This window comes from Candidatus Mycobacterium wuenschmannii (genome assembly GCF_030252325.1).
GTDB lineage: Bacteria > Actinomycetota > Actinomycetes > Mycobacteriales > Mycobacteriaceae > Mycobacterium > Mycobacterium wuenschmannii.
Genome location: NZ_CP126981.1, coordinates 2,480,896 through 2,507,072, shown reverse-complemented (window position 1 = coordinate 2,507,072; position 26,177 = coordinate 2,480,896). Strand labels below are relative to the sequence as shown.

The window sequence follows — 26,177 nt, the reverse complement described above, 5'->3', positions numbered from 1 at the left end:
AACCCTACTGCCCGGGCAGGTCACCCGCCGCGGCCAACGCCAGCAGCTCACCCCGCCCGATCTGGGTGACCAAGCTGGCACTGTCAAAGTAGATGCGCTCGTTGGTGATTCGCTCACCGTCGAAGGAGAACACCGCGATGATCGGCACCCGGAACGCCTTGCCGGTCGGCGGCATGCCATAGAACTCGCCGAGATTCGTTCCCAGAAGGTCGAATTCGGTGATCACCGCGTCGTGTGTCACGTGGAAGCGCGCGTTCTCATGACGCTGGTCGGGGAAGGCGGTGCGCGTGATCCGGTAGTAGTTCATGACCTCGTCGTCGCCGTCGTACACCTGGCCGGTGGCCATGATCTCGTAGCGCGGATGCCCGTTGAAGGTCGCCAGCGTGCGATCGAACTCCTTGGTCACCTCGGTGTCCATGTGCTCCTGGATGAGCGCGAGGCGGCGTTGGCGGAGTCCGTCGTCGAGCATGGCTACTCCTTGACTTTGGCCATCGCGAGCACGTCGAGACGGCGGTCCAGTTCCTCTTCGGACAGCTTGTCACCGATCAGGCCGCGGTCGATGACCGTTTGCCGAATCGTCTTCTTTTCCTTGACCGCCTGCTTGGCCACCGCGGCGGCCTCCTCGTAGCCGATCGCCGAGTTCAGCGGCGTCACGATCGACGGCGACGACTCGGCCAGTTCGCGCAGGTGCTCCTCGTTTGCCTTCAGGCCGACAATGCAGCGCTCGGCGAACAGCGTCGAGACGTTGGTCAGCAGCTTGAACGACTCCAGGATGTTGCGGGCCATCATCGGGATGTAGACGTTCAACTCGAACGCGCCCGACAGCCCACCGACGGTGATGGCCGCGTCGTTGCCGATGACCTGCGCGGCGACCTGGGTAACCGCTTCTGGCAGAACGGGATTGACCTTGCCCGGCATGATCGAGCTGCCCGGCTGCAGGTCCGGCAGCTGGATTTCGGCCAGGCCGGTCAGCGGTCCGGAGCCCATCCAGCGGACGTCGTTGGCGATCTTGGTCAGCGACACCGCGATCGTGCGCAGCGCACCGGATGCCTCGACCAGCCCGTCACGGGCGGCCTGGGCCTCGAAAGAGTCGGTCGCCGTGCGCAGTTCGGTCACGCCGGTGTCCTTGACCAGTACCTCGACCACCTTGGTGCCGAAGCCGTCGGGGGCGTTGAGCCCGGTGCCGACCGCGGTGCCGCCGATCGCCAGCTCGCCCAGGCGCGGCAGCGCCGCCTGCACCCGCTCGATGCCGGCCTCGATCTGACGCGCGTACCCGGAGAACTCCTGGCCCAGGGTGACCGGGACGGCGTCCATCAGGTGGGTGCGTCCCGACTTGACCACGGTGCGCCACTCACGGGCCTTGCCGGCCAGCGCATCGTGCAGCACCTGCAACGACGGAATGAGTTGGCGCACAGCGGCTTCGGTGGCGGCGATGTGGGTGGCGGTCGGGAACGTGTCGTTGGACGACTGCGACATGTTGACGTCGTCGTTCGGGTGCACCGTCACGCCGTTGGCCGCCGCGATGCTGGCGATCACCTCGTTGGTGTTCATGTTGGAACTGGTGCCGGAGCCGGTCTGGAACACGTCGATCGGGAACTGGTCGTCGTGCTTGCCGTCGGCGATCTCGGCCGCGGCGGCGATGATCGCGTCGGCCTTGTCCGCGGCCAGCAGACCGAGGTCCTTGTTGACCTGGGCGCAGGCGCCCTTCAGCAGGCCGAGCGCGCGGATCTGGGTGCGCTCCAGGCCGCGGCCGGAGATCGGAAAGTTCTCGACAGCGCGCTGAGTCTGGGCCCGCCACAACGCTTTCGCGGGCACCCGAACCTCGCCCATGGTGTCGTGTTCGATGCGGTATTCGGTGTCGTCCGCCATTGAGAAACGTCCTCGCTAGGTAGTTGTTACGGCAGGGGGTATGCGGCGCTGCTGTCGCCGGTGAAGTCGATCGCGGAGTATTCGTTGAGCTTGGCCAGCCGGTGGAAGCCCTCGACCATGCGCAGCGTGCCGGACTTGGACCGCATCACGATCGACTGGGTGGTGCAGCCGCCCGGCTCGTAGCGGACGCCCTTCAGCAGGTCGCCGTCAGTGACGCCGGTGGCGCAGAAGAAGACGTTCTCGCCGGACACCAGATCGCGGACGGTCAATACGGCGTCGAGGTCGTAGCCGGCGTCCAGCGCCTTGCGCCGTTCGGCGTCGTCGGTCGGTGCCAGCTGGGCCTGCAGTTCGCCACCCATGCAGCGGATCGCGGCCGCGGCGATGATGCCCTCGGGCGTGCCGCCGATGCCGGCCAGCATGTCGGTGCCGGAGCCGGGACGGCAGGCCGAGATCGCGCCCGCCACGTCGCCGTCGGTGATCAGTCGGATCCGCGCGCCGGTGGCGCGCGCGTCGGCGATCAGCTGCTCGTGCCGCGGCCGGTCCAGGATGCACACCGTCATGTCCGGCACCGAGAGGCCCTTGACCTTGGCGACCGCGCGGATGTTGTCGGCGATCGGCTTGGTGATGTCGAGGACGTGGGCCGCCTCGGGGCCGACGGCGATCTTGTTCATGTAGAACACCGCCGACGGGTCGAACATCGCGCCGCGGTCGGCGACCGCGAGCACCGAGATGGCGTTGGGCATGCCCTTGCTCATCAGCGTGGTGCCGTCGACCGGGTCGACCGCGAAGTCGCACTCCGGGCCGTCGCCGTTGCCGACGTGCTCGCCGTTGTAGAGCATCGGCGCTTCGTCTTTCTCGCCTTCGCCGATGACCACGACGCCGCGCATCGACACCGAGTTCACCAGCTGGCGAATGGCGTCGACGGCCGCGCCGTCGCCACCCTCCTTGTCGCCGCGGCCCACCCAGCGGCCGGCGGCCATGGCGCCCGCCTCGGTGACGCGGACGAGCTCGAGGGCGAGGTTGCGGTCCGGGGCTTCACGACGGCTCTCGCTCATAACGGTCGATTGTCCCAGAGGCAGGTTGCCGCTCGGGAGCTGGGATACTCGTGCTGTGACGACGCAGCCACCGCCCTCGGCTGAACAGCCGGAGCCCTCACCCAGACCCGCGAAGCCCCGGCTGCTGCAGGACGGCCGGGACATGTTCTGGTCGATTGCCCCGTTGGTGCTGGCCTGCATCGCGCTGGCGGGGGTGGTGGGGATGTGCTCGTTCTCCCCGAGCGGCGTCAACCGCGGGCCGGTGCCGGCCTACGACGCGGCCGGCGCGCTCAAGGCCGACGCGCTGGCCCTCGGTTTCCCCGTCCGGCTGCCGCAGCTGCCGCCGGGCTGGCAGGCCAACTCGGGCGGGCGCGGCGGGATCGCCGACGGCCGCATCGACGCGGCCGGTCGGACGCTGCGCGCCGTCACCTCCACCGTCGGCTACATCAGCCCGGGCGGTCTGTACCTGCGCCTGACCCAGAGCAACGCCGACGAGGACAAGCTGGTCGGCTCCATCCACCCGTCCATGGTTCCGAACGGGACCGTCGACGTGAACGGCGTCCGCTGGGTCACCTATCAGGGCGACGACGGGGTAGAGCCGGTGTGGACGACACGACTCGACGGCCCTACCGGTCCGGAGCAGGTCGGCATCACCGGCGCCGGCAGCACCGACGAGTTTCGTACGCTGGCGGCGGCCGTTCAGACACAGCAGCCGCTGCCTGCCCGTCGATAGGAGAACCGTCCATGACCGCACCGGAAGCCGACCTGACGGGCTGGACCGCGACGCCGTTCACCGGCGGCGGTTACACCCACGACGTCTACCGCCGCGGCGACGGGCCCGGCGTCGTGCTGATCCCCGAGATTCCCGGCATCCACCCGGGCGTGCTCGGGCTGGGAAACCATCTGGTGGACAACGGTTTCACCGTCGCCATCCCGTCGCCGTTCGGAGAACCGGGACGTCCAGTGACGCCGGGCTATTTGCTGTCGACCCTTCGGAAGGTCTGCGTGGCACGGGAATTCGCCGCGCTCGCAACCAACAAGCACCGGCCGATCGCGGACTTCCTGCGCGCGCTGGCCCGCGACCTCAACGGGTCGACGCCCGGCAAAGGCGTCGGCGTGATCGGCCAGTGCTTCACCGGTGGCTTCGCGCTGGCGGCGGCGGTCGACGACAGCGTGTTGGCGCCGGTGCTCAGCCAGCCGTCGACGCCGTTCCCCATCACCCCCCGCATGAAGCGCGATCCCGGCCTGAGCGACGTCGAGCTGAACGCCTTCAAAGACCGCGCCGCCAAGGAGGGCGTGTGCGCGATGGGCTTGCGGTTCAGCAAGGATCCGTTGTCGCCTGGCGAGCGGTTTGTCACGCTCAAGGACCGACTCGGCGACGCGTTCGAGGTGATCGAGATCGACTCCGGCCCCGGCAACGAGCACGGCTTCACCCGGGCGACGCACTCGGTGCTGACCCTCGAGGTCCGCGAGGTCGACGGGCATCCCGCCTACGAGGCGCGCAAGCGCGTCGTGGAATTCCTCAACGAGCGCCTGCGTTAAAGGGTGCCGGCGTTAGCCGCCTGCCGCTTGCGCTGTTCCGCGATGAAGCGGATTGACATGCGTTGCAACAGATTCGGCGCGAGCCGGGCGAAGACCCAAGACGCGTAGGCTTGCCGCGGCTTCACCAGCAGTGCCTTTTTGCGTGCGATCGCTCTGAGCGTGTCGGCGGCCAGCTTGTCGGCGCTGTAGGCGTTCTTCATGCCCTGGCCGCGCAAGTAGTAGTCGCGGCCGACGAAGCCGCCGATCGCGCCCTTGTCCAGGATCGGCGTCTCGACAGCGCCGGGGCAGACGGCCAGCACGCCCACGCCGTGCGGGATCGCTTCGGAGCGCAGCGCCAGCGACAGCCCGACGATCGCGTGCTTGGTCATCACGTAACTGGTGATCTGGCCGGCCGCGGTCAACCCGGCCATCGATGCGGTGTTGACGATGTGCCCGTGGCCCTGGCGCAGCATCACCGGGTAGGCGGCGGTCACACCGTGTACCACGCCGCGGATGTTGACGTCGATGATCGCGTTCCACTGGTCCAGCGTCAGCAGTTCGGTGTCGCCGCCCCAAGCGATTCCGGCGTTGTTGAACATCAGGTCGAGCCGTCCGGCGCGCGCGACGACGTCGTCGACGGCGGCTTGCACCGCGTCGGGGTCGGTGACGTCGAGGGTCGCCGATGTCGCGGTGCCGGGACCTTTCAGGGTCTCGGCCGTGCGGGCCGCGGCCGCGCCGTCGACGTCGGTGCACACCACGTCGGCGCCGGCTGCCGCCAGCGCGCGGCACAGCGCCGCCCCGATGCCGGATCCGGCGCCGGTGACGATGGCCTGCCGGCCCGTGAAACTTCCAGTGCCCGTGATACTCATTGCGCCGCAAGCTTCATGACGTGGCTCATCAGATCGGGATAACGCTTCATGTGGGCCCCGCCGTTGATGTCGAGCACCTCGCCGGTGAGCCACGGCGCCGTGCACAGGAACAGCACGGCGTCGGCGATGTCCTCGGGCGTGCCGGCCCGGCCCAGTGGGGTGTTCTCGACGTACTCCTCGACGACGCCGGGGATCTGGGTCGCCGGCTCGGTCAGCGGCGTGTGCACGAACCCGGGCGCGACGGCGTTGACCCGAATGCCTTGCGGTGCAAGCTCCAACGCGGCGACCTGGGTCAGCATCGACAGCCCCGCCTTGGCGGCGCAGTAGGCGCTCATCGCGGCGGCGGGCTGCCGGCCGTTCAGCGAACTGATCGACACCAGCGCGCCGCCGTCGTGCAAACGTGGCGCGGCGTGCTTGATCACCAGGAAGGCGCCGTTCAGGCAGACGTCGACAACCCCGCGGAAGTCGTCGGCCGACAATTCGGTGATCAACCCGAGCGCGCTGTAGCCCGCCGTGTTCACCACGATATCGAGATCACCGGCGCGCTCGAACAGCGACCGCACCGAGTCCTCGTCGGTGACGTCGACCGCCGCCGCGCTGTGCGGATCACCGAGTTCGGTTGCGACGGAACGCGCTCCGTCGGCATTGCGGTCGGCGACGACCACCCGGCAACCGTCGGCCGCCAGTGCGTGACACACGGCTTTGCCGATACCCGAGGCGCCGCCCACCACGACAGCTGTCCGACCTGTCACAGGTGTCCCTCCCACTTCGCATCGATGACGCCCCACGGGTCGGCGTAGTGCCCGGGGTAGCGATGGTACGGCGAGCGGCGTTTCAGCAGCGCACGTGTCAGCGGCGCGATCACCCGAGCCGGGTGGCGGCGCCAACCCATCCGCGTCGCGGTCTCCGCCAGCAGCTGCGGCCACGAGATACGCTGGAAATCAAGCGCATTGGCCGACCGGCTGGTGTCCATCCAGTCGGTGGCGAACCAGTTGCCATCGTGGTCCGGGTCGCCTTTGCGGCCGGTGGGGATGCCGCCGGCCAGACCCATCGCCGCCGCTGTCGATGGCGCGATGTCGCCCTGCACCAGTCGGTGCGAATCGTCGCCGCCGATCAGCAGGGTCTCGCCGACGACTGGTGCGGTAGTCGCGGCGATGAACGCCCGTGCGACGTCGCGCACGTCGACGGTCTGGATCCGCCCGTCGATGGGCAGCGAACCCTCGAAGAAGATGGTGTCCAGGTCCACATCGAGCCGAGGCTCGGCGGTGAGCACCCCACCGAGTCGCAGGATCACCCAGTCCAATGACGATGCACGGACCAGTTTCTCGGCCTCCACCTTGTGCGTGCCGTAGATGTCCGACGGCCGCAGCGGGGTGTCGGCGGTGAGCACGTCGTTGATGCGGTGCGGATTGCGGGCGCCGTAGGCGGCGACGCTGGATGCCTGAATGAAACGCGGTGGGTTCGGCAATGCGGCGGCGGTGTCGATCAGCAGGCCGGTCGCATCGATGTTCACCCGCCGGGCCAACTCCGGCCGGGCGTAGCAGACCGGTGGGATGATCGCGGCCAGGTGGATGATCGCCGACGGCGAAACCGCTTGCAGCAGTTCGGAAACCGCTTGCGGGTCGGTGAGGTCGGCCCAGCGCACCTCGGTCGACGGCATCGCCGCGGCGGCCTTGCGATTGGCCGGAACGTCGAGATCGGTGGCCACGACATGCCGCCCCTCGACCGTCAACTGTCGCACCGTCTCCGAGCCCACCAACCCGAACGCGCCGGTGACAAGCACGGTCTGGGCCATAGGCGATTACGCTACACGCCGTCGCGGAATCTCCCGGCTATTCGGCGACGGCGGGTGCGACAACCGCGACCGGCGCGGGGTGGGCGGCCGCCTTCATCTGATCGAACAACTCGGTGTAGTACGGCAGGCATTCGGCCATCGCCTGCTCGGTGGTGAACAGCGGCCGGTAGCCGAGGTCGCGGGTCGCCTTGGCCACGGAGAAGTAGTTGTCGAGGTACAGCCGCTCGACGGCCAGTGGCTCCAGCATCGGCTCACGGATGCCGAACCGGAAATGCAGCCGCTGCCAGCCCAGCATCGCTGCGCGCACCAGCCTGCCGGACACCCGCAGCCGCGGCAGCCGCTGTCCGCAGGCCGCCACGACGGGCCGGGCGAACTCGAACATGTTGATCGGCTCGGCGTCGTTGATGAAGTACGCCTGGCCTGGTGCCGTCCCGCCCGGCACCAGGTGCTGCGCGGCGAGGATGAAACCGTGAATCAGGTTGTGCACGTAGGAGTTATCCAGCCGGGCGGATTTGCGACCCACCAGCACCTTGACGTGTCCGGCGAGCACGCTCTCGAACACCTTGCGGAACATCGTCTGATCGCCCCGACCCCAGATGCCACTCGGTCGGATCGAGCAGGTCAACAGTCCATCAATGCCATTCTGGGACAACACAAATCGCTCGGCGACGACCTTGGTCTCGGTGTAGAGGTCGGCGAACCGGTCGGTGTAGGGCAGCGACTCGTCGCCGCCGGAGATGGGCTTGCCGCCCATGACCACGCTGTTGGAGGCGGTGTAGACGAACCGTTTGACGCCGGCCGCCTGCGCGGCGTGCACGAGATTTTTGGTGCCCTCGACGTTGACGGCGAAGCTGCGCTGCCGATATTCGTCGGTGACCGATGCGCCGCCCATCAACTCGATCAGTGCCGCGGTGTGGAAGACGGTGTCGACGCCGGCGACCGCGCCCGCGACGACGTCCCGATCGCAAATGTCACCCTGCAGCACCTCCAGGCCGGGCCGCTCCGGGAGTGGGGACGGCGCTCGGTCGAAGGACCGCACTTGATAGCCCCGCTCGAGCAGGGTGGTCACCAGGTTGGCGCCGACGAATCCCGAGCCGCCGGTGACCAGCACCCGGCCCAGCTCGACGGTCGGCGCAGGTGAAGAGGACGCAGCGGAGTCAACCATGCCGACGAGAGTAACTGAAACGTGTTCCAGTTTCGACCAAACGACAGAGAATTGCTTGCGTTGTCAAGAATCTTGCGCGTCGCCGGCGGCGAGCGCATCGGTCACCCTCTTGCGTGCTCCAGCTAAGTGCTCTTCGCAGCGTTTGGCCAGCTGTTCGCCTCTTTCCCAAAGTTTCAGCGATGCATCGAGGTCCAGCCCGCCCTGCTCCAACTGGCGCACCACCTCGATCAGTTCGTCGCGGCACTGCTCGTATCCGAGCTGACTAATAGGCGTCACTTCATCACCCGTCATCGGCTGGCCCCTTCACTTGTCGCCACGATTGCCCCGTCGCTGACCCGTACTCGTAACCTGCTGCCCGCCGGGGCGTCGTCAGCGGATCGGAGCACCGCCGCGGCCCCGTCGGCCCCGACCGTCTGCACCACGGCGTAGCCGCGGGCCAGCGTGGCCGCCGGCCCCAGTGTCGTCAATCGGGCCGACAGATGCCCGACTCGCTCGGCCTGCACGTCGATCAGCCGGGTGATGTCGCGCCGGACCGCGGACCGGGCCCGGTGGATCTCCTCGCCCCGCGCGTCGAGTGCGGCCAGCGGCTCGGCCAGCGCCGGCCGGCTGCGCAACTGCGCGAGCACGCGCTCTTCCCGGCCGACCCAATTGCGCAACGCCTGCGCGCTGCGCCGGCGCAGGTCGTGGATCAGGTGCTGTTCGGCCGCGGTATCCGGGACGATCTTCTTCGCGGCGTCCGTGGGGGTGGCGGCGCGCAGATCGGCGATCAGATCGCACAACGGGTTGTCCGGCTCGTGGCCGATCGCGCTGACGACCGGTGTGCGGCACGCCGCGATGGCCCGGCACAACGTCTCGTCGGAGAACGGCAGCAGGTCCTCCACACTGCCGCCGCCGCGGGCCAACACGATCACGTCGACCTCGGGGTCGGAGTCCAAATCCCGCAACGCCTTCACGATCTGTGCGACCGCCGTCGGCCCCTGCACCGCGGTGTTGCGCACAGCGAACCGCACCGCGGGCCACCGGGTCGCCGCCACCGTCGTCACGTCGTGTTCGGCGGCACTGGCCCGGCCGGTGACAAGACCGATCATGTTGGGCAGGAACGGAATTGGCCGCTTCAGTCGGGCGTCGAACAGTCCCTCGGCGGCCAGCAGCTGTCGCAATCGCTCGATGCGGGCCAGCAGCTCACCGATGCCCACCGCGCGAATCTCGTTGAGCCGCAACGTGAGCGTGCCCCGACCGGTGTAGAAGTTCGGCTTGCCGCAGACCACCACCTGCACGCCCTCGACCAGCTTGACCGGCGCGCTGTCGACCAACATGCGCGACGCGGTCACGCTCAGCGACATGTCGGCCGCCGGGTCACGCAGCACCATGAACACGGTTCTGGCACCGGGCCGAATGTTGATCTGCGTCAGCTGGCCCTCGACCCAGACCACGCCCAGCTTGTCGATCCACGCGGCGATCCGCGTCGCGACCGCGCGAACCGGGAAAGGGTCTTCGGCCGAGTTCTCGGTCACTTCGCCGTCGCGCGCGTGATCCTGTTGGCAAGCAGCGTCTGGAACGGGGCGCGACCCTTGGTGGCCTCTTCGTAGGCCAGCAGGGCTTCGAGCTCGGTGATGTCGAGAGATTGCAGCCGGGCCCGCAACTGGGCCAGGGTCAGCTGCTCGTAATCCAGTTCCTCGACCACCTCGGGGGTCGAGGCCGACTTGTTCGCCGGCTTGGCGGCCGATCGGGCCCACGTGTCGTCCGCCGCCTCGGGCGAGGAGTACAGCGCGAACCGGCCCTCGGTGCGACGCTCGGTATCGGCGGCCGCGCCGGCGTCCTCGTCAGCGGGCAGGTCCTCGTCGAACGTGGCCCACTCGGGTTGCTCGTCCTTGGGCGGGAAGATCTGCTCCAAGGTGGCGTCGCCCTTGATCACCAGCTCGGCGACGTTCTGCTGGAACCGCATCACGACGTGCGCGGCCGTGCTGGCCAGCGTCATCGGGTACATCAAGATGGTTTTCGGCAGCCTGATCGTCTCCTCGACGGCGATCGTGGCGGCGCCAACCAGCAGCCGAACCCCATACGGTGCAGTAGCCATGCGGTCAAGCCTGCCTTAACCGGCGGACAACTCCAAGCTGAGCGCGCGAGTTGGCGAGGTCGAGTCGGCAGAAAGTACCCTGGTTGGCATGCCACCGACCGTGAATATGGGCATCCCTGGTGCCACCGCCTCGGTGACCGAGCCCGTCACCGGCAAGCGAGTGCTGCTGGCCGAGCCGCGCGGATACTGCGCGGGCGTCGACCGCGCGGTGGAAACCGTCGAGCGCGCGCTGGAAAAGCACGGCGCGCCCGTCTACGTCCGCCACGAGATCGTGCACAACCGCCACGTCGTCGAGACGCTGGCGAACGCGGGCGCGATCTTCGTCGAGGAGACCGACGAGGTCCCCGAGGGCGCCATCGTGGTGTTCTCGGCCCACGGCGTCGCACCGACCGTGCACCAGACCGCCGCCGAGCGTCAGCTCAAGGTCATCGATGCGACCTGCCCGCTGGTCACCAAGGTCCACAACGAGGCCAAACGCTTCGCCCGCGACGACTTCGACATCCTGCTGATCGGTCACGACGGACACGAGGAGGTCATCGGCACCGCCGGTGAGGCCCCCGACCACGTGCAACTGGTCGACGGCCCGAGCGCTGTCGACGGCGTGACGGTGCGCGACGAGAACAAGGTGATCTGGCTGTCGCAGACCACGCTGTCGGTCGACGAGACGATGGAGACCGTGCAGCGGCTGCGGGCGAAATTTCCGAAGCTGCAGGACCCGCCGAGCGACGACATCTGCTACGCGACGCAGAACCGTCAGGTTGCGGTGAAGGCGATGGCGCCGGAGTGCGAGCTGGTCATCGTGGTTGGTTCGCGCAACTCGTCGAACTCGGTGCGGCTGGTCGAGGTCGCGCTGGGCGCCGGGTCGGATGCCTCGTACCTGGTGGATTACGCCGACGACATCGACCCGGCCTGGCTGGCGGGCGTGACCACCGTCGGCGTGACGTCCGGGGCATCGGTGCCCGAGATCTTGGTGCGTGGCGTGCTCGAGCGGCTGGCCGAGCACGGCTACGACGTGGTGCAACCGGTGACGACGGCCAACGAGACGCTGGTGTTCGCGCTGCCTCGGGAGATCAGGCCCGCCCGCAGCTAGTCCCGATCGGCCGATGGCCGGCGCGGACGGCGCGGGCGCTCGTCGTAAGACTCGTCGCCGGCGGCCTTCCGATACCTGACCTGCGAGATCGGGTGATGCGTCGCGCCATTGCCGTTGGGCGTCGGGCGGCGCCGCGGTGGGGGGGTGTCGAAGGGCTCACTCGGGTCGAACCGGCTGGTGCGGGGCTCCGGGCGGATCCGGCGAGCGCTCGGGTCGCGACGGCCTTCCCGCGACGGGCGGCCGCGCAACTCCGGATCCCGCGGTTGCCGGGTGCGGCGTGGCGGCTCGGCGTCATCGAATTCGCGCGCGGGACGGCGTCGCCGGGCTGGTTCGCGGGTCGGCTCGGCATCGTCGATCGGCGGTCGCGGGCGGCGGGTGCGCGACGAGGTAGCCGGACGCCTGCCGGTCCGGCGCTCAGCCGACGACGACCGCGTGGACCGCTCGACGGCGTGCTCGCGCCGCGCCCGCGGGCGGCCGGGCCGCTCGGTCGTCTCGGCCTCGTCATCGGCGACGCCGCGGTTCAAGAGTCCGGCGAGCTTGGCGGCCAGCCCCCTCCGTGCGACGTCGGCCGCGTCGGAGCCGTCGGCAGCGTCGGCCTGCAGCCGGCCCAGGAGCCAGCGCACGACGCCGATGATCAGCACGCCCGCCGAGGTGAACAGCATCAGCGGGAATCGCTCGATCAACGGGTAGCCGCAGTTGATCACGAGGTCTTTCACGCCGGTGAACTTGGCGCCGTGGAACACGAAGTAAGCGCCGGGCACCGCGAGGAACAAGATCAGCGGCGGCTGGATGACGGCGGTGAAGACGCCGTTCTGGCGGACGGCGAGCACCGCGGCAAGACAACCCAGGACGTAGAGCCCGGAAAAGACGCTGGTCAGCTCCTTGCCGGAGCCCGCGTCGAAGGCGAATCCGGCGGCGACGCCGGTGACCGCGACCACGATCGCGCCCCACCACGGCACCCCGGGAACCGACGGAACGATCGAGCGGTGATCCGCTGGTCCCGCGGACCGGTCCTGCTCTTCTGACACATGTCGACCGTACCGGCTGGACGCTGAAAGACGCGTAACGACCTCGTTAGCACTGGGTGGGCGCGCCACTCCTACACTTGGGTCCCTGTGAGCCTCAGCCTTGGGATCGTCGGTTTGCCGAATGTCGGTAAATCAACTCTGTTTAACGCGCTGACCAGAAACAACGTGGTCGCCGCCAACTACCCGTTCGCCACCATCGAACCGAACGAGGGCGTGGTGCCGCTGCCCGACCCGCGGCTCGACAAGCTCGCGGTGATGTTCGACTCCGAGAAGATCGTGCCCGCGCCGGTGACCTTCGTCGACATCGCCGGAATCGTGAAGGGTGCCTCCGAGGGGGCGGGCCTGGGCAACAAGTTCCTGGCCAACATTCGCGAGTGCGATGCCATCTGTCAGGTGGTCCGGGTGTTCGCCGACGACGACGTCGTGCACGTCGACGGCAAGGTCGACCCGAGCGCCGACATCGAGGTGATCGAGACCGAGTTGATCCTGGCCGACATGCAGACGTTGGAGAAGGCCGTGCCGCGGCTGGAGAAGGAAGCCCGCAACAACAAGGAGCGAAAGCCGTTGCTGGACGCGGCCGTTGCCGCGGAAGGCGTGCTGGACTCGGGCAAGACGCTGTTCGCCGCCGGCGTCGACGCGTCGGTTCTGCGCGAGCTGAACCTGATGACCACCAAGCCGTTTCTCTATGTGTTCAACGCCGACGAGTCGGTGCTGACCGACGAGGCCCGCAAGGACGAGTTGCGCGCGCTGGTCGCGCCCGCCGATGCGGTGTTCCTCGACGCCAAGATCGAGTCCGAGCTGATCGAGCTCGACGAGGAGTCCGCCGCGGAGCTGCTCGAGTCGATCGGTCAGACCGAGCGCGGCCTGGATGCATTGGCGCGGGCCGGTTTTCACACCTTGAAGCTGCAGACCTATTTGACCGCCGGACCAAAAGAGTCGCGAGCGTGGACGATTCACCAGGGCGACACCGCGCCGAAGGCGGCCGGGGTGATTCACACCGACTTCGAGAAGGGTTTCATCAAGGCCGAGATCGTGTCCTACGACGACCTGGTGACCGCCGGTTCGATGGCATCTGCCAAGTCCGCGGGCAAGGTGCGCATCGAGGGCAAGGACTACGTGATGGCCGACGGCGATGTGGTCGAGTTCCGGTTCCAAGCATCGTCAGGTGGGAAGTCGGCGGCACGCTGAACCAACGCACTTGACGAGTCGAGTCGGTATCCGGCGTCGTTTAGTCTCCGGCGTGAGTCACTTATCGATGCGTCGGCCCGTTGTAGGGCCTGATCTGCTTTTTCGAGTACCTCGCGCGACCTGGCGCGTCGGTCCAGCAGTGCGGTTAGGACTGCTGCAACGCGGGCTTCGACGTCTTCGACGATGTTGCTGCAATGACTAGATTCCATGTCCATCTATCCATCTGTCCATGTCCTGTCGCGACGGTTACCCTCTCTGCAGGGCAACAATTCTCGACAAGATGGGAAAGTCATGACAGTTGGGTCTGTGAGCGACCCATCGGGTGACGATGAACAGTCAGCAGCAGCCCTCGATGTGCGCCAGAACGCGATCGCGTTGCGCGAAAGGGAGCTGACCAGCCGCGAACACCTGGCCGACGAGCGCGACCGCATTGCCGACGATCGGGAACGGATCGCGGACGAGCGCGAGAAGATCGCCGACGCACGCGAGCGGTTAGCAGACGAACGCGACGGCTCGAGTGTCGAACAGGAAGTAGCGCGAAGACTTCGCGAAACGGACCGCGCAGAGCGTCAGGTCGCCGGCGAACGCCGTGAGGAGGCCGAAGTGACGCGTGAGATGGCCGCGACTGAGCGACGGGAACGCCTTCACTAGGAATCCTGACCCGGTCGAATTGCGGTCCAGCGTCTGAAGGCACGCCTTTCGATACCTGAAGTATCGAACTGCCCTTTCCTGACGAGAAATTCCAATCCAGTCAGCCGGAATCAAAGTCTAACTTTCCGGCAGACCAAGGAAATTAATGTGAAGTTCGAATGAGAAGTAATTGTCTTTCATTCGTTTAAAACGCTCCTAACAGCATTAATTGCTGACCAAAAAAGTCTTGAAGTTTAATTTTTAATTCGGCCTTTCGCACAAACCCTGAGCGTTAACTTATTCAAGCCTGAGTAATTGAACGGGCGTCGGGGGACTCGCCGTACGCGCAGGCAGCACCGTCGAGAACAGCTTTGGGGGACCGATGAAGAAAGTAATTCTGGGCGCCGCACTGTGCAGCGCGGGTATTGCGTTGGCGACGCCGGCCACCGCCGACGACGGCAACGATTGGCTGGCCGCTTTGACCGGTGATTGGTGGACGTCGTTAGTCGGCTCTACCTCCACCTCCACCTCCACCGCCGCCAACGACTGGTGGACCAGTGCCTTCGGCTGGCTGTTCGGCGTGACCGGCACCGACGGCTCCGAGGAATTGATCGATGACGCCGAAGGGTTCCTGGCGGGCTCGACTCATGCGCTTATCCTGGGCGCCACCGGAGTGCCGACGCCGAACGAGGCCTACATCAGCGCCGCGATGAACCTCTACCTCTTTCCGAACGGGTACGAAGGCGACGCCGCGACAACGCTGGCCCTGACTACCCCGCAGACCATGGACTTCGAAGCCAGCGTGGCGGAGGGTCAGCAGATCCTCATCAACGCGATCATGGAGGAGTACGACGCCGGCAGCATGGGTTGCGACCTTTCCGGGGTGTGCAGCGACCCGCTGACCATCTTCACGTACTCGCAGAGCGCCGCTATCGCCGCGTTGGCCGAGCAACAGCTCTTTGACGACGGAATCCCCAGCGACGCTTTACGTTTCGTGATGCTCGGCGCCAACCCGCTCGGTGTTCCGAACGACCTGTTTCCCACCGAGATCTTCAACATCGACGGCGACGTCTGGGCGGATCCCGCCTCCGTCGGCTCGACCTGGCAGGACATCTTCCTCGGGATGCAGCTGCACGAGGCCTACCTCGGCCTGTCGGCGGAGCAAATCGCCTCGGCGACAACGACAGTCGACGGCTTGACCACCATCAACGAAATCCCGACGCTCACCATGGCCGAGCTGTGGGAGGCGTTGATGGATGCGTGGGCCGCCGGGGTCACCTAACCAGCGGCGTGTTACGAGCTGGGTCGCAGCGCCCGTAGGCCGCGCAAGGTTCGTTCGATCAGTTCGCGCCGGTCGTCGACGGGCATCGAGTCGCCGAGCGGGGTATGCACGCGCAGATACCCCTGCGTCGCCAACTCGTCGATCAGGAACCGCGTCGCCCCGAGCGGCAAGGACAGTTGCGAGGCGATTTCCGCAACCGATGGGCCGCCGGCGCTGGCGGTCAGAATCTGGCCGCGCACATCGTTTTTCGACCAGCGCGCTTTCGCCTGCGTGGTGATGGCCTCGATCGGAGCGTCGAGGGCGATGTCGACGCCGGCGTCGGTGCGCCCGGCGGTCAGCGTGTACGGCCGCACCAGACTCGGCTCGACCGCGGATTCGGTGTCGACGAACCAATCCCCGACCGGAGGACTGTCGATCTCCGGTGGCGGTGCCGGCACCTCGCGGTTCTTCAGCAGCCACAACGCCTCGTCGGCGTGCGCCATGGCCCGCACCTCGCTGGAGACGACCTTGAGAATGGTGCGGTCGGTGTCGATGACGAATGTGGTTCGCCGCACCGGCAGAAATCGGGCCAGCAGGCCGCGGCGCCGGGTGTGCCGTCCGCGTCGGGACGTCTCCCGCTCCACCACGGAGTTGCGCAGCCTGGCCAGGCGGCCGCGGTGCACCCCGAAGAGTTCGGAGACCACGCCGTCGGTGTCGGAGAGCAGCGGATAGTCGAACGATCGCTGCTGGGCGAAGTGGGCCTGCTTATCGACGGAGTCGGTGCTGATGCCCACCCGCTGGGCGCCCACCCGGGCGAACTCGTCGCTCAGATTGCGGAAATGGCAGGCCTGGGCAGTGCAGATGGGCGAGGAGGCCAGCGGAAAGAAGAACAGCACCACCGGCCCCTCGGAGAGCAGCGCAGACAAGATCCGAGGCCGACCGGCGTGGTCGTACAGGGTGAAGTCAGGCGCCCTATCGCCCGCGAACATCAGCAAAGAGTAGCGCTAGGCGACGTCGTCTACAGCCGAGTCAGATAATTCGGTTGTCGTCGAGGTCAGGCGCCGTCGCGCGACAATATCGACGTGGACTTCGCGATGCGTTACGACCGCTGGTATCTCCCGCTGGCAACCGTCGTCGGACTCGGACCGAAGCGCACGATGATCAGAGTGACCGATGACGCGCTGCAGGTCAGGCACGGCTGGGCTTTTCGGTTGGACGTCCCGCTGACGAAGATCGCGTCGGTGCGCGCCATCGACCGGCGGCCCTTCTCGTGGGGAGTCCACCCAAGCGGAGACGTGTGGTTGGTCAACGGATCGCGCGACGGCATCGTGGAGATCGCGCTCGCGCCGGCGGTTACCTCGAAATCGGTTCGGCTGCAGAGCAATAGCTGGGGTGAGGTTCGTACGCTGTGCCTCAGCCTGGTGGACCCGGAAGATTTCGTCACTGTGCTCAGGACCTACATCTAGTTCCGGCAAATAAGGTCTAGCCATGATCGCATCGGCAGTGTCAGCGTTCGCGCAACGCCTCAACCGCAACAGCCGCCGAATCGGCCGTCCTTTCGATCCCCGCACGCCGCTCGCGCCGCCCCACGGTGTGCGGTCGAGTTGGGCGCACTACGGGCTGATGGTCCCGAACCTGCCCGAGCCGTACCGCACCTTCGGGGTCATGTCGATCGTCGGGACGCCGGGTATCGCGATCTTCTCCAACGATCATGCGATCACCACCAGCGCGCGCGATACCGCATATCTGGTCTCGGCCACCGGCGGTATGCGTGGCGAGGGCCTGCACACCTACTCGATCGCGCGGGACTGCGAATTCAGCGCCGACGGCCGCCTCGTTCGCTTCGGAGACGACCTGACCATCGAAGGCGCCTACCCGGACTTTCACCTCCGGCGCTTTCATCGCGATGTGTCCGTCGACCTCGCCATCCGGGCGACGGACAAGGTGACGTATTTCGTCGATCTGCCGGGTGACCTCTACACCCACTGGAGCCTGCTGTGCCAGTACGACGGATCGCTTGGCGGACAGTCGATTTCCGGATTGTGCACGCTCGAGTACGCCACCGGCATCGGGCTGCACTCCGTCCGGATACCCGGCAGCCCGAACCTGCCGGTGCCGTTCTTCTCCTATCACGTCCTCAACATCGACGACCGCACCCAGGTGTTGACGTCGAAGGTGGTGGGCGCGGGCGGCATCGAACTCATCTACGCGACATGGATTCGCGGACTGGACGACTACGGGTCCGAACTGCTCGACACCACGTTCGAGATCGAGGAATACGAGCCGACGCCGCGTCCGACGCCAGGCGGCCACGACATGCCCATGCCTGCCACCGTGCGATGGTCGGCGCGCCAGGACGGGGTCGAGGTGATCAGCGTCAGCGGCCGGTGCAACGGCGACTGGGTGTACGGGCTGGGAGCCGGATTCGTTGGCAGCTACGACTATGTCGGAACGTTCCGTGGCACCGCGATTCGCGGCACCGCGTATTTCGAATACGTCGACCTGCGATGAGTGCCTACGGGTGGTTGTCGATCCGGCAGTTCGTGAAGGACTCGGGGTCGCAGTAGACACCCATCGGCGGCCCGGGCCTGGCCGGCGGATTGTCGCCGTCCCAGATCAGGCTGGAGACGTTGCCCATCCCGGGCCACAGGAAGTAGTAGGTGTGGCAGACGTTCCAGTCCCAATTCAACGGATCGGTGACGTGGTTTCCGGTAGCCGGCCGGGGTTGTTCGCCAGGGCACCAGTGATGCGGCGGTCCCCACCCGTTGTCGTCGGTAGGGGCCGGAATGCCAGGCTGTGCCTGGGCGGTGGCGACCATGCCGAGGCTGCCCGACATCAGAGCGGCGGCCGTCAGGCCCGCGAGAACGCGGCTTGTGTTCATTGCTCGACCTTTCGTTGGCAACGACGATTGCCCGATCGTGCGCCGCGAGCCGGTGTCATGGACGAGAACCGCACAATCATGCTGGAATTGCTCACAAGTCGAGGAGGCGCAATGCGGTGGCGGGGTGTCAGTCACGTCGAGTTCGCGGTGCTCGATTACGAGAAATCGATCGAGTTCTACGACGCGCTGTTCGGCTGGCTGGGCTTCAGTAGCTTCTCGTCACTCGACATGGAATACCAGTCGATTTACTACATGACACGAAATGTCAACCCGCACAGCTACATCGGCATCCAGCCGGCCCGCGCCGGGACGAGGTTGACGCACGCCGATCAAGCCGTCGGCATCAATGAGCCGGAAAGACCTCGCACCCACGGTGCCCGGCGTTCTCCTGCAGGCGCGAAGGGCGCTGTCCTAGCTACGGATTCACCGGCTCCGCCGCAGAATGATCCGAGCTTTCATCCGTAACTCATAGCGAATACCAGGGATATCCCCGTAGCGCCGCGCGGGCTCCCGTACCTAGGCTCGGCCGATGGCAGACAAGCGATTTGGGGTAATGGCGGCGCTGCTGGCGAGCGTCGCGGTGGCAATGGCGGTCCCGGCTCATGCCGAACTCACCGGCGGTACCTATCACGTCACGGGGGATGGACTGCGAGACGGCGGCTTCGAGTGGGCGATGTCGTCCTGTGGCGCGGGGTGTCTCAGCATCGACGGTGGTGCACATGGTCAGTTGCACCGGCAGGGCGGTGGCTGGTCCGGCACCACCAACGCCGGTTGCGCGACGACCATCGACGACGGTGCGCTGACCGGCACCTACCATTGCCCGATGATTGCTCCCATCGCCATTCAACTGACCAAAACCGGCTGAGTCCTCACCGCGAATGTCGGTGGCCGCTTTTACCATCGACGCGAGATGACGATCACCAACCTGTTCCTCCCGGTCTACTTCGGGATTTTTGCGGGCCTCGTCGCCCACAGCGTCGGGGTGGGTCTGGCGGGCGCCGCCGTCGGATTGCTGCTCGCCGTTGTCCTCTCGGCCGAGCGGCGGCGGCCCAAGGACGGCATGGCGGCGGTCGACGCCATGACGGGAACCGATTTCGAGGACTACGTCGCGGCCCGCCTGCATCGCGCCGGCTGGGACGTGATGTTCACCCCGGCCAGCGGCGATTACGGCGTCGACCTGATCGCCCGGCGGGATGACGCGTCGATCGCGGTCCAGTGCAAGCGTCTAGGCAGGCCGGTCGGCGTCGCCGCGGTGCAGCAGGTGGTCGCCGGCGCCCGGCACCACGACTGCGTGCGAAGCATCGTCATCAGCAACCAGGAGTTCACCGATGCGGCCAAGAAGCTGGCCTTCACCCACAATTGCCAGCTGATCGGCCGTCGCACGCTGCAGTCGTGGGTGCCGCCTCCCGCCCGCCGTGCGGTTTAGCGCCGCGCCCGAGTCTGACTAGGGCACACTCTGGGAGATGGTGACGATGAAGCGGGCGATGCTCGTCGCGATCTCGGCGCTGGCACTTGCCGGCGGGATTTCGAACGCGGCCCCGCCACCGGCCTTCCACTGGTGTCCCGGCCAGCCTTGGGACCAAAGCTGGGGCAGCATCTACGACTGGGACTGGAACCAGTGCCATGACTGGCAGCGCGCCGCCGGCCAGGGTGGGCCGATAGGGAACGGCCCGTGGGGCCTACCGCCGGCCTGGGCGTCGCCGCAACCTCCACCGCCACCGTGGGCCCCGGGCGCCCAGGTGATGTGGAATATGACCGCACGCGCTTGGGGCTTCTGGAACAACAAGATCTGGACGCCGATCTGACGGGCTTTCTTGTCACAGGCGCCGCCTAACATCGCCCGCATGACATTCGTATCGACTCGGCTCATCACCGCCGACGTGCAGCAACTCGTTGACTTCTACGAGCAGGTGACGCAGACGCCCGCGGTGTGGGGCAACGAGCTGTTCGCCGAGATACCTACTGACGTCGGCACTTTGGCGATCGGCAGCGAGAAGACCGTGCCGCTGTTCGGCGCCGGGTCTGCCGAGCCGGCCGCCAACCGTAGCGCGATCATCGAGTTCCTCGTCGACGACGTGGATGCCGAGTACGAGCGCCTGCGTCCCCATGTCGGTGAGGTCGTGACGGCGCCGACGACCATGCCGTGGGGCAACCGCGCGCTGCTGTTTCGGGATCCGGACGGCAATCTCGTCAATCTGTTCACCCCGGTGACGGACGAGGCCCGGGCTAAGTTCTGGAGCTGACACTGCCCGGAGGCGATAGTGCCGGGCCGACCCAGCGGCGGAGGTAGCCGCGCAGTTCGCCCGCCGAACGTGGCGGATCCGGTGGCGCGATGACCATCGACTGAATCATCCGCAGCAGGAACTCGATCAACTCGTCGATGGTCGCGTCGTCGAAACCCAGTTGATCCCAGTCGATCTGGGCATGATGCAGGATCGCCCGGCATCGTTCGATGACCTCGGGCGTCAACATCGCGCGGCTGAACGTGTTGGAGCGGTCGTTGGCCAGCAGCAGCACCAGCTGCGGTTCGTGTGGCAGCCGCTCGACGATGTGCGCGACGACCTCGACGAGCTGGCTGGCGACGTCGAGGTCGGCCACCAGTCGGTCGATCTGCGCGACGAAGCTGCCGAGTGCCACCTCTGCGACCGCGGTGAACAGCTCCTCGGTGCCGGCGAAGTAGCGGTACACGGTCCGCCGGGTGATCCCCAGCGCATCGGCGATGTCAGCCACCGTGGTGTGCGCCGCGCCTCGGCGGTCGACCTGCCGCAACGCCGCGTCGACGATTCGCTTGCGCGCCTCCGCGTCGTCCGCCGGCGGCGACCCCGCCCAGCCTTTGCGTCCCATCAGCCTTGACTCTCCCGCTTCGTTGAGCCAAGAATACACACATGACACATTCCTGAGCATTGTGTGCAATTACCGACTGGAGCGTTGATGACAGCCCTCGAAGTTCGCCGCCCGAAGTTCGACTTCACCGGCGACGTGCCCTGGGAGTGGAACCCGGCCAACCCGCGGTTCTCGTTCTTCATGAACGCGACGTCGATCATCGCGATCTGCTTCGAGCAATTCATCGTCGCCGCCGTCCAGGAAGCCAAGCCGCTGATCACTGACCCGCAGGTGGCCGCCGAGGCGACGGCGTTCCTGCGACAGGAGGCCCAGCACTCCAGCACGCACCGCAAGCATGTCTCGGCGCTCGTCAAGCGATACCCCGGACTGCAGACCACCTTTGACGCCGCGACCGTCAGCTTCGACGAGGTCACCAGCACCACCCCGCTGAAGTACCGGCTGGCCTACATCGCCGACCTGGAGGCCACGTTCACCCCGAGCTTCAAGATGTTGCTCGACAACGAGGCGACGCTGTTCCGCCCGGGCGACGAGCGGGTCGCGTCGTTGTTCCTGTGGCACTTCGTCGAAGAGGTGGAACACCGGAGTTCGGCCCTGGTCATCTACGACTCCGTGGTGGGCGACAACTGGTATCGGATTCGCGCCCTGCCCAGAATCTTTCGCCACCTCATCGAGGTGACGCGGATCATCGCCGACGGTGTGAACGCCCACGTACCCGAGGCGGACCGCAAGGTCGATGCCCGGACACTGCTGCCGACGTTCGGGCTGAAACAGGGTCTGCGCGCCAGGCTGGCCCGGGAGCGCTCGACGATTCCCAACGCCTTCGCCACCGTGCCCCGCCTGCAGCGTTTCCGCGCCGTGAGCCGAGTCTTGTTGAGCCAGACGCCCTATCACAACCCGGAGCACCAGCCGCTGCCGCGCTTCGCCGACGCGTGGTTCGAGCGCTGGAACGGCGGCGGCGACGTGACGCATTGGTACACCGGTCGGGCCGCGTCCTGATGGCCCAGCAGTGCACCGCGGCGTTCGACGAGATCGCCGGTCCGCTGGGTCATTTCAGCTGCCGGCACGCTCCGGCGCTCGTCCACCTGCGCAATCCGCTGCACCTGACCAACCTGACGCTGCCCGTCGTGGAGTTCATGATGGTCACCGGCGCGGTGCTGGCGCTGGTGCACGCCATCCGTCGGCTTCGCCGCCACGGCGATCCGACCAACCTCGCACTCTGGTTCGCCACGGTCGTCTACCTGTTCGTCATCGAGGTCCCGCTGTACTTCCCGAACGTCTTCGGGATCGAGGACCAGCTGGGAATCGTGTTCGTGCACAACGTCTTCACCGTCGACTTCCTGTTCGACCGGCTGCCGCTCTACATCGTCGCGCTGTACCCGGCCGTGGTCAGCGTGGCCTACGAGATCGTCCGCGGCCTGGGGGTGTTTCGCGATCGGGGGATCATCGTCGGCGCCGTCTGCGTCGGCTTCGTCCACCACTGCTTCTACGAGATCTTCGACCAACTCGGGCCCCAATTGCATTGGTGGGCATGGAACACCGCCAACCCGATCAATCACCCGATGCTGACCGCGGTGCCGATGACAAGCGTGTTCATTTTCGCCACCCTCGGTCCCATCGTCGTCACGGTGCTCGTGCTGCGACTGGTCCAAGGGCCCCATCGGGTGGGGCGGACGGTGCTCGCCGGCGCGCTGGTACCGGTCGGCATCGCCGTGCTGAGCATTCCGACGTCGTTGTTCGGCGGCCCGCACCCGCACACCGCGGTGCAGGCCGCGCTATTCACCGTCGAGTTGGCGGCCGTCGCCGTGGTCGCGTTGCCGGCGCTGATCGGCCAGTCACGGAACGTAACGCCGGAGCCCAGCGGGCTCGTTCGCGTCTTCGGGCCGCTGTACCTCGTTGTGCTGGCGGCACTCTGGATCACGGCGCTTCCGCCGACCGGGAACCTGCCTTACGCGGCGGGGTGTCTGGCACTCGCGGTGTGGGCGGTCAGTCTGCAACGACCGCGATCTCACGACCCAGGCGATACGGCGCGATCAGCGGCAGATCGTCACCGCTCCAAAACCGGCCCGGATCAAACCAATTCGTCCGCTTCTCGGTCTCGATGAGACCCATCTCCTCGTAGGTGACGGCGACCGTCTCTGCGCAGTAGGCGGATTCGAAGCGCCCGCTGCGCTGCTCAGCCCGCCGCCGCCGGGTCGACTCCCGAACTTTGGCGTCGATCCACGGGATTCCGCGCACCCAGTCATACCGGGTCGGCAGCTGACCGCGCAGCCACCGCAGCGTGAGCCGGGTGGTAGACGGGAACGGCGTGCCATCCATCCGCGCGATCACCTTCAACAACCGATTCTCCTGGGCGTGGTCGATATCCGGCGTCATCTGTCGGAACCAGGCCCGCTGCCCGTACTGCTTCAGCCACCGCTCGACAGCGTCACGCGCGTCGTTGAGTTGCACGCCGCGGTGGTTGGTGGCAGTCCAGACGTCGGTCAGCTTGTCGCCCAATTCGGCGTGCCACATCAGCGGCGGCAGGTCCTCGATCGCGACGGTCATGCCGACGTGATTGACCGGGCTGTTGGACATCGTCTGGATCGCGCGGTCGGGTCCGGAATGCCCGCGGAACAGCCAGACGTCGCCGGTCCTGGTTTGCTCGAGGGCTTGGCTCACGGTCACGGTGTGCGTATCCACTACCGAACCATATGCACATACCCACCCCGCCGGGATGCAGTCGCGAATAACCCCGATCATGAATAATCTGGGTCGATGCGCACCGTCTGGAAGTTGCTGGGATTGGCCGGAGTTGTCGGAGTGGCGGCCGGTGGCGTGCTGGTCGTCCGCGACCAACGGCGGCGGCGGGCCTACACGCCCAACGAGATCCGCGACCGCCTGCAGCAGCGCCTGGCCGAGGCCGGCGACGACTAGCTGTACTCGGCTAAGACGTTGTTGTCAGTCGGCTGATCGGGGGTTGGCCTCCGAGTGCTGTGTGGCGTCGTTGATTGTTGTAGTGGTCAAGCCAGGGGGCAAGGGCTGCGCTGCGGGCGTCATTGGTGGTGAAGATCTGGTGGTAGGCCCATTCGGTTTGCAGGGTTCGGTTGAAGCGCTCGACTTTGCCGTTCTGCCAAGGGCAATGCGGACGGATGAATTTGTGCGTGGCATTGAGCGAGGCGATCACGTCGGCCACGGCGGCTGATCGCCGGTAACTGAAGTGGTTGTCGGTGATGACGCGCTCGATGCTGGTGACGCCGTACGCCGCGAAATACGTGGCGGCCCGGGTGAGAAACGCCGCGCACGTTTGGCCTTTCTCGTCAGCAAGGATCTCGGAATACGCCAAACGGGAGTGGTCATCGACAGCTGAGTGCACGTAATCGAATCCGGTGCCGGCGACCTTGTGGGCGTAGGTATCTCCGGCAGCCCGGCCGTTGGCCTTCCATCCACCGCCGGCCGGGATGCGGCCAATCTTTTTGACGTCCATATGGATTAGCTCGCCAGGTCGTGCTCGTTCATAGCGGACCGCGGTGGTTTTCGATGCGCGGATTGGTGTGCCGGTGAGCGGATCACAGTCACGCAGATACGGCACCTGGTGGCGTCGCAGGATCGTACTGACGGTGCGCGGCGAGACTCCAAGCTCGGCCCCGATCCAGTCTTGGCCGCGGCGCTCGCGCAGACGCAGGGCGATCACCTGAGCTTCGATCTCGGGTGCCGTACGGCGCGGGCACCGCTGCGGCCGTGACGATCGATCCGCCAAACCCGCCGATCCGAGCTCGCGGAAACGCCGCACCCAGCGATGCGCGCACTGTCGTGAAACACCCAGTTCGGCCGCGACATGGGCAACCGGTCGTCGACCACCGATGATTCGATCGACGAGCAAAGCGCGGCCGTGAACGGTCAAACGGGCATTAGCGTGGGACACGAGGACCTCCGTGTGGTCGTGAAGACGTCAGATATCTCCACTAAGCCCGGAGGTCCTCCTCTCAATCAACAACCGTCACCAACGTGTCCGCCGAGTACAACTAGACGCTTCAGGCCGCGGCGACGGCATACAGCCGGTGGGTGCCGGCGAAGCCTTTCAGTTCGGCCTCACGGCCACCGTCGAACTCGAGATCGTCGCAGTCGCCGAGCGCGTCGCGCACCGTCGAGCTCACCAAAACCTCACCGCCGCAAGCCTCTGCGGCCACCCGCGCCGCCATCGCGACGTTTCGGCCGAACAGGTCGTCACCGCGGCGCACCGACCGTCCGACGTGAACGCCGATCCGAACCCGAATTCCGTTGCGGCGCTTACGGTGTGCGTCACGGTGCAGCGCATCCTGCATGTCGATGCCGCAGCGCACCGCCTCCTCGGCGCGGCCGAAAGCGATCATGAAGCCGTCGCCCTGGCTCTTCACCACGTGCCCAGCGTGCGCCTTGACCAGCTTGCGGACCTGCTTGTCGTGCTCGCCGATGAGTCGCACCCAGGCCCGGTCGCCGACGCGTTCGTTGAGCGCGGTGGACTCCTCGATGTCGGAGAACAGGATCGCGAACTTGCCGTCGTGGGTCACCCGCGCCAGGTCGGGACGTTCGACTTCGGCCCAGTCGGCCAGGTCTTCGATCGAACTGCGCACCGCGGCGCCGAACCCCTCCTTGCGCACCAGGTTCGCGGTCTCCCACACGGTCTTGACCGCCTTGGAACCGAAGCTCAACAGATCGGGTTGCCGCTGCAGCTCCTCGACGATTGCCTTGCTTCGCGACCACAGCCGCCACAGCACGCCGATCGCCACGGCCTCGATGAGCGTCACGGCGGCCAACGCGTACACCATGATGTGGTCGGGCATGTCATGGATCTTTCCTGATCCGCGGCGACTTTCGTGGCGGCCCCGCCGAATTGGCCAGAGAGTGTCGTCGGCGCGCTCAACCGGCAGGTGCGCGAAAGGTCAACTGAGCGTGTACCTTCCGCGAAT

At 66.7% G+C, this 26,177-nt stretch carries 32 protein-coding genes and 1 pseudogene; 16 read left to right on the top strand and 17 right to left on the bottom strand.

Going from position 1 to position 26,177, the window contains the following annotated elements:
- Positions 1-4: 4 nt before the first annotated feature.
- From PT015_RS11805 to glpX, 3 genes are read right to left on the bottom strand one after another with little or no spacing between them, the layout of a single operon-like run.
- The gene (locus tag PT015_RS11805; protein WP_285190798.1) at positions 5-469 is read right to left on the bottom strand and encodes an ester cyclase; all 465 of its coding nucleotides are present in this window, start codon (positions 467-469) and stop codon (positions 5-7) included.
- Positions 470-471: 2 nt separating this feature from the next.
- Positions 472-1,869 (bottom strand): class II fumarate hydratase, encoded by a 1,398-nt coding sequence (locus PT015_RS11800; RefSeq protein ID WP_285190797.1) that lies wholly within the window; start codon positions 1,867-1,869, stop codon positions 472-474.
- Positions 1,870-1,895: 26 nt separating this feature from the next.
- Positions 1,896-3,068, bottom strand: a complete 1,173-nt coding sequence (glpX, locus tag PT015_RS11795; protein WP_390887974.1) for a class II fructose-bisphosphatase — start codon at positions 3,066-3,068, stop codon at positions 1,896-1,898.
- Here glpX and PT015_RS11790 point away from each other — a divergent pair.
- Positions 2,980-3,636, top strand: a complete 657-nt coding sequence (locus tag PT015_RS11790; RefSeq protein WP_285190795.1) for a DUF4245 domain-containing protein — start codon at positions 2,980-2,982, stop codon at positions 3,634-3,636. The genes glpX and PT015_RS11790 overlap by 89 nt on opposite strands.
- A gap of 11 nt (positions 3,637-3,647) precedes the next feature.
- Positions 3,648-4,445, top strand: coding sequence for a dienelactone hydrolase family protein (locus PT015_RS11785; RefSeq protein ID WP_285190794.1), 798 nt, complete (start codon positions 3,648-3,650; stop codon positions 4,443-4,445).
- Here the strand turns inward: PT015_RS11785 and PT015_RS11780 are convergent.
- From PT015_RS11780 to PT015_RS11750, 7 genes are all read right to left on the bottom strand, one after another.
- Positions 4,442-5,293 (bottom strand): SDR family NAD(P)-dependent oxidoreductase, encoded by an 852-nt coding sequence (locus PT015_RS11780; protein ID WP_285190793.1) that lies wholly within the window; start codon positions 5,291-5,293, stop codon positions 4,442-4,444. The two genes, PT015_RS11785 and PT015_RS11780, sit on opposite strands and share 4 nt — an antisense overlap.
- Positions 5,290-6,045 carry an SDR family NAD(P)-dependent oxidoreductase gene (locus tag PT015_RS11775; RefSeq protein ID WP_285190792.1) on the bottom strand — a complete coding sequence of 252 codons (756 nt, stop codon included), beginning with the start codon at positions 6,043-6,045 and terminating at the stop codon, positions 5,290-5,292. The genes PT015_RS11780 and PT015_RS11775 overlap by 4 nt, the downstream gene beginning before the upstream one ends.
- Positions 6,042-7,088, bottom strand: coding sequence for an NAD-dependent epimerase/dehydratase family protein (locus tag PT015_RS11770; protein WP_285190791.1), 1,047 nt, complete (start codon positions 7,086-7,088; stop codon positions 6,042-6,044). Before PT015_RS11770 ends, PT015_RS11775 begins: the two co-directional genes overlap by 4 nt.
- A gap of 37 nt (positions 7,089-7,125) precedes the next feature.
- Positions 7,126-8,253 carry a 3-beta-hydroxysteroid dehydrogenase gene (locus PT015_RS11765; protein WP_285190790.1) on the bottom strand — a complete coding sequence of 376 codons (1,128 nt, stop codon included), beginning with the start codon at positions 8,251-8,253 and terminating at the stop codon, positions 7,126-7,128.
- A 63-nt stretch (positions 8,254-8,316) separates the two neighbouring features.
- On the bottom strand, positions 8,317-8,544 hold the full coding sequence (locus tag PT015_RS11760; protein ID WP_285190789.1) for an exodeoxyribonuclease VII small subunit: 228 nt from the start codon (positions 8,542-8,544) through the stop codon (positions 8,317-8,319).
- Entirely contained in the window at positions 8,541-9,767 is a 1,227-nt protein-coding gene (gene xseA, locus PT015_RS11755; protein ID WP_285190788.1) for an exodeoxyribonuclease VII large subunit, read from the bottom strand. Before xseA ends, PT015_RS11760 begins: the two co-directional genes overlap by 4 nt.
- Positions 9,764-10,330: a lipid droplet-associated protein gene (locus PT015_RS11750; RefSeq protein WP_285190787.1), complete on the bottom strand. Its 567-nt coding sequence runs from the start codon at positions 10,328-10,330 to the stop codon at positions 9,764-9,766. The genes xseA and PT015_RS11750 overlap by 4 nt, the downstream gene beginning before the upstream one ends.
- A gap of 88 nt (positions 10,331-10,418) precedes the next feature.
- Here PT015_RS11750 and PT015_RS11745 point away from each other — a divergent pair, with 88 nt between their 5' ends.
- A complete protein-coding gene (locus PT015_RS11745; protein WP_285190786.1) occupies positions 10,419-11,420 on the top strand; it encodes a 4-hydroxy-3-methylbut-2-enyl diphosphate reductase in 1,002 nt (333 codons plus the stop codon).
- Here the strand turns inward: PT015_RS11745 and PT015_RS11740 are convergent.
- Positions 11,417-12,448: a DUF6542 domain-containing protein gene (locus PT015_RS11740; protein WP_285190785.1), complete on the bottom strand. Its 1,032-nt coding sequence runs from the start codon at positions 12,446-12,448 to the stop codon at positions 11,417-11,419. The genes PT015_RS11745 and PT015_RS11740 overlap by 4 nt on opposite strands.
- An 87-nt stretch (positions 12,449-12,535) precedes the next feature.
- Here PT015_RS11740 and ychF point away from each other — a divergent pair, with 87 nt between their 5' ends.
- From ychF to PT015_RS11725, 3 genes are all read left to right on the top strand, one after another.
- Positions 12,536-13,636, top strand: a complete 1,101-nt coding sequence (ychF, locus tag PT015_RS11735; RefSeq protein ID WP_285190784.1) for a redox-regulated ATPase YchF — start codon at positions 12,536-12,538, stop codon at positions 13,634-13,636.
- A 207-nt stretch (positions 13,637-13,843) separates the two neighbouring features.
- A complete protein-coding gene (locus PT015_RS11730; RefSeq protein WP_285190782.1) occupies positions 13,844-14,287 on the top strand; it encodes a hypothetical protein in 444 nt (147 codons plus the stop codon).
- A gap of 361 nt (positions 14,288-14,648) precedes the next feature.
- Positions 14,649-15,548, top strand: a complete 900-nt coding sequence (locus PT015_RS11725; protein ID WP_285190781.1) for a PE-PPE domain-containing protein — start codon at positions 14,649-14,651, stop codon at positions 15,546-15,548.
- A gap of 11 nt (positions 15,549-15,559) precedes the next feature.
- Here PT015_RS11725 and PT015_RS24690 read toward each other — a convergent pair whose 3' ends face one another.
- Complete coding sequence (locus PT015_RS24690; RefSeq protein ID WP_285190780.1) at positions 15,560-16,516, bottom strand: peroxiredoxin; 957 nt, start codon at positions 16,514-16,516, stop codon at positions 15,560-15,562.
- Between the two features lie 93 nt (positions 16,517-16,609).
- Between PT015_RS24690 and PT015_RS11715 the strand changes: the two genes are divergently transcribed.
- Complete coding sequence (locus PT015_RS11715; RefSeq protein ID WP_285190779.1) at positions 16,610-16,993, top strand: PH domain-containing protein; 384 nt, start codon at positions 16,610-16,612, stop codon at positions 16,991-16,993.
- Positions 16,994-17,015: 22 nt separating this feature from the next.
- Entirely contained in the window at positions 17,016-18,038 is a 1,023-nt protein-coding gene (locus PT015_RS11710; protein WP_285190778.1) for a DUF6670 family protein, read from the top strand.
- Positions 18,039-18,042: 4 nt separating this feature from the next.
- On the opposite strand, the gene PT015_RS11705 is transcribed toward PT015_RS11710, so the two are convergent.
- A complete protein-coding gene (locus tag PT015_RS11705; RefSeq protein ID WP_285190777.1) occupies positions 18,043-18,408 on the bottom strand; it encodes a hypothetical protein in 366 nt (121 codons plus the stop codon).
- 111 nt (positions 18,409-18,519) lie between these two features.
- On the opposite strand from PT015_RS11705, the pseudogene PT015_RS11700 reads away from it, so the two are divergent.
- The 5 genes and pseudogenes from PT015_RS11700 to PT015_RS11680 form a co-directional block, all read left to right on the top strand.
- Positions 18,520-18,756 (top strand): annotated as a pseudogene (locus PT015_RS11700) (VOC family protein); the annotation flags it as partial.
- 181 nt (positions 18,757-18,937) lie between these two features.
- Positions 18,938-19,273 (top strand): hypothetical protein, encoded by a 336-nt coding sequence (locus PT015_RS11695; protein WP_285190776.1) that lies wholly within the window; start codon positions 18,938-18,940, stop codon positions 19,271-19,273.
- A 45-nt stretch (positions 19,274-19,318) separates the two neighbouring features.
- Entirely contained in the window at positions 19,319-19,834 is a 516-nt protein-coding gene (locus PT015_RS11690) for a restriction endonuclease (RefSeq protein WP_285190775.1), read from the top strand.
- Between the two features lie 37 nt (positions 19,835-19,871).
- Positions 19,872-20,213, top strand: coding sequence for a hypothetical protein (locus PT015_RS11685; protein ID WP_285190774.1), 342 nt, complete (start codon positions 19,872-19,874; stop codon positions 20,211-20,213).
- A gap of 39 nt (positions 20,214-20,252) precedes the next feature.
- Positions 20,253-20,651 (top strand): VOC family protein, encoded by a 399-nt coding sequence (locus tag PT015_RS11680; RefSeq protein ID WP_285190773.1) that lies wholly within the window; start codon positions 20,253-20,255, stop codon positions 20,649-20,651.
- Here the strand turns inward: PT015_RS11680 and PT015_RS11675 are convergent.
- Positions 20,635-21,252: a TetR/AcrR family transcriptional regulator gene (locus tag PT015_RS11675; RefSeq protein WP_285190771.1), complete on the bottom strand. Its 618-nt coding sequence runs from the start codon at positions 21,250-21,252 to the stop codon at positions 20,635-20,637. The two genes, PT015_RS11680 and PT015_RS11675, sit on opposite strands and share 17 nt — an antisense overlap.
- 87 nt (positions 21,253-21,339) lie before the next feature.
- Between PT015_RS11675 and PT015_RS11670 the strand changes: the two genes are divergently transcribed.
- Both PT015_RS11670 and PT015_RS11665 read left to right on the top strand, forming a co-directional pair.
- On the top strand, positions 21,340-22,248 hold the full coding sequence (locus tag PT015_RS11670; RefSeq protein WP_285190770.1) for a metal-dependent hydrolase: 909 nt from the start codon (positions 21,340-21,342) through the stop codon (positions 22,246-22,248).
- Positions 22,248-23,354 carry a DUF7802 domain-containing protein gene (locus PT015_RS11665; protein WP_285190769.1) on the top strand — a complete coding sequence of 369 codons (1,107 nt, stop codon included), beginning with the start codon at positions 22,248-22,250 and terminating at the stop codon, positions 23,352-23,354. The genes PT015_RS11670 and PT015_RS11665 overlap by 1 nt, the downstream gene beginning before the upstream one ends.
- Here the strand turns inward: PT015_RS11665 and PT015_RS11660 are convergent.
- Positions 23,236-23,931 carry a guanylate cyclase gene (locus PT015_RS11660; RefSeq protein ID WP_285190768.1) on the bottom strand — a complete coding sequence of 232 codons (696 nt, stop codon included), beginning with the start codon at positions 23,929-23,931 and terminating at the stop codon, positions 23,236-23,238. The two genes, PT015_RS11665 and PT015_RS11660, sit on opposite strands and share 119 nt — an antisense overlap.
- A gap of 75 nt (positions 23,932-24,006) precedes the next feature.
- On the opposite strand from PT015_RS11660, the gene PT015_RS11655 reads away from it, so the two are divergent.
- Positions 24,007-24,165, top strand: a complete 159-nt coding sequence (locus PT015_RS11655; RefSeq protein ID WP_197503136.1) for a hypothetical protein — start codon at positions 24,007-24,009, stop codon at positions 24,163-24,165.
- 10 nt (positions 24,166-24,175) lie between these two features.
- Here PT015_RS11655 and PT015_RS11650 read toward each other — a convergent pair whose 3' ends face one another.
- Both PT015_RS11650 and PT015_RS11645 read right to left on the bottom strand, forming a co-directional pair.
- On the bottom strand, positions 24,176-25,153 hold the full coding sequence (locus PT015_RS11650) for an IS481 family transposase (RefSeq protein ID WP_285190767.1): 978 nt from the start codon (positions 25,151-25,153) through the stop codon (positions 24,176-24,178).
- A 109-nt stretch (positions 25,154-25,262) separates the two neighbouring features.
- Entirely contained in the window at positions 25,263-26,051 is a 789-nt protein-coding gene (locus PT015_RS11645) for an adenylate/guanylate cyclase domain-containing protein (RefSeq protein WP_285190766.1), read from the bottom strand.
- Positions 26,052-26,177 lie beyond the last annotated feature (126 nt).

Coding starts and splice junctions, on each gene's coding strand:
- PT015_RS11805 (WP_285190798.1), bottom strand. CDS start 469: ATGCTCGACGACGGACTCCGCCAACGCCGCCTCGCGCTCATCCAGGAG.
- PT015_RS11800 (WP_285190797.1), bottom strand. CDS start 1,869: ATGGCGGACGACACCGAATACCGCATCGAACACGACACCATGGGCGAG.
- glpX (WP_390887974.1), bottom strand. CDS start 3,068: ATGTCCCGGCCGTCCTGCAGCAGCCGGGGCTTCGCGGGTCTGGGTGAG.
- PT015_RS11785 (WP_285190794.1), top strand. CDS start 3,648: ATGACCGCACCGGAAGCCGACCTGACGGGCTGGACCGCGACGCCGTTC.
- PT015_RS11780 (WP_285190793.1), bottom strand. CDS start 5,293: ATGAGTATCACGGGCACTGGAAGTTTCACGGGCCGGCAGGCCATCGTC.
- PT015_RS11770 (WP_285190791.1), bottom strand. CDS start 7,088: ATGGCCCAGACCGTGCTTGTCACCGGCGCGTTCGGGTTGGTGGGCTCG.
- PT015_RS11765 (WP_285190790.1), bottom strand. CDS start 8,253: ATGGTTGACTCCGCTGCGTCCTCTTCACCTGCGCCGACCGTCGAGCTG.
- PT015_RS11760 (WP_285190789.1), bottom strand. CDS start 8,544: ATGACGGGTGATGAAGTGACGCCTATTAGTCAGCTCGGATACGAGCAG.
- PT015_RS11750 (WP_285190787.1), bottom strand. CDS start 10,330: ATGGCTACTGCACCGTATGGGGTTCGGCTGCTGGTTGGCGCCGCCACG.
- PT015_RS11745 (WP_285190786.1), top strand. CDS start 10,419: ATGCCACCGACCGTGAATATGGGCATCCCTGGTGCCACCGCCTCGGTG.
- PT015_RS11730 (WP_285190782.1), top strand. CDS start 13,844: ATGTCCATCTATCCATCTGTCCATGTCCTGTCGCGACGGTTACCCTCT.
- PT015_RS11725 (WP_285190781.1), top strand. CDS start 14,649: ATGAAGAAAGTAATTCTGGGCGCCGCACTGTGCAGCGCGGGTATTGCG.
- PT015_RS24690 (WP_285190780.1), bottom strand. CDS start 16,516: ATGTTCGCGGGCGATAGGGCGCCTGACTTCACCCTGTACGACCACGCC.
- PT015_RS11710 (WP_285190778.1), top strand. CDS start 17,016: ATGATCGCATCGGCAGTGTCAGCGTTCGCGCAACGCCTCAACCGCAAC.
- PT015_RS11705 (WP_285190777.1), bottom strand. CDS start 18,408: ATGAACACAAGCCGCGTTCTCGCGGGCCTGACGGCCGCCGCTCTGATG.
- PT015_RS11695 (WP_285190776.1), top strand. CDS start 18,938: ATGGCAGACAAGCGATTTGGGGTAATGGCGGCGCTGCTGGCGAGCGTC.
- PT015_RS11690 (WP_285190775.1), top strand. CDS start 19,319: ATGACGATCACCAACCTGTTCCTCCCGGTCTACTTCGGGATTTTTGCG.
- PT015_RS11685 (WP_285190774.1), top strand. CDS start 19,872: ATGGTGACGATGAAGCGGGCGATGCTCGTCGCGATCTCGGCGCTGGCA.
- PT015_RS11680 (WP_285190773.1), top strand. CDS start 20,253: ATGACATTCGTATCGACTCGGCTCATCACCGCCGACGTGCAGCAACTC.
- PT015_RS11675 (WP_285190771.1), bottom strand. CDS start 21,252: ATGGGACGCAAAGGCTGGGCGGGGTCGCCGCCGGCGGACGACGCGGAG.
- PT015_RS11670 (WP_285190770.1), top strand. CDS start 21,340: ATGACAGCCCTCGAAGTTCGCCGCCCGAAGTTCGACTTCACCGGCGAC.
- PT015_RS11665 (WP_285190769.1), top strand. CDS start 22,248: ATGGCCCAGCAGTGCACCGCGGCGTTCGACGAGATCGCCGGTCCGCTG.
- PT015_RS11655 (WP_197503136.1), top strand. CDS start 24,007: ATGCGCACCGTCTGGAAGTTGCTGGGATTGGCCGGAGTTGTCGGAGTG.
- PT015_RS11645 (WP_285190766.1), bottom strand. CDS start 26,051: ATGCCCGACCACATCATGGTGTACGCGTTGGCCGCCGTGACGCTCATC.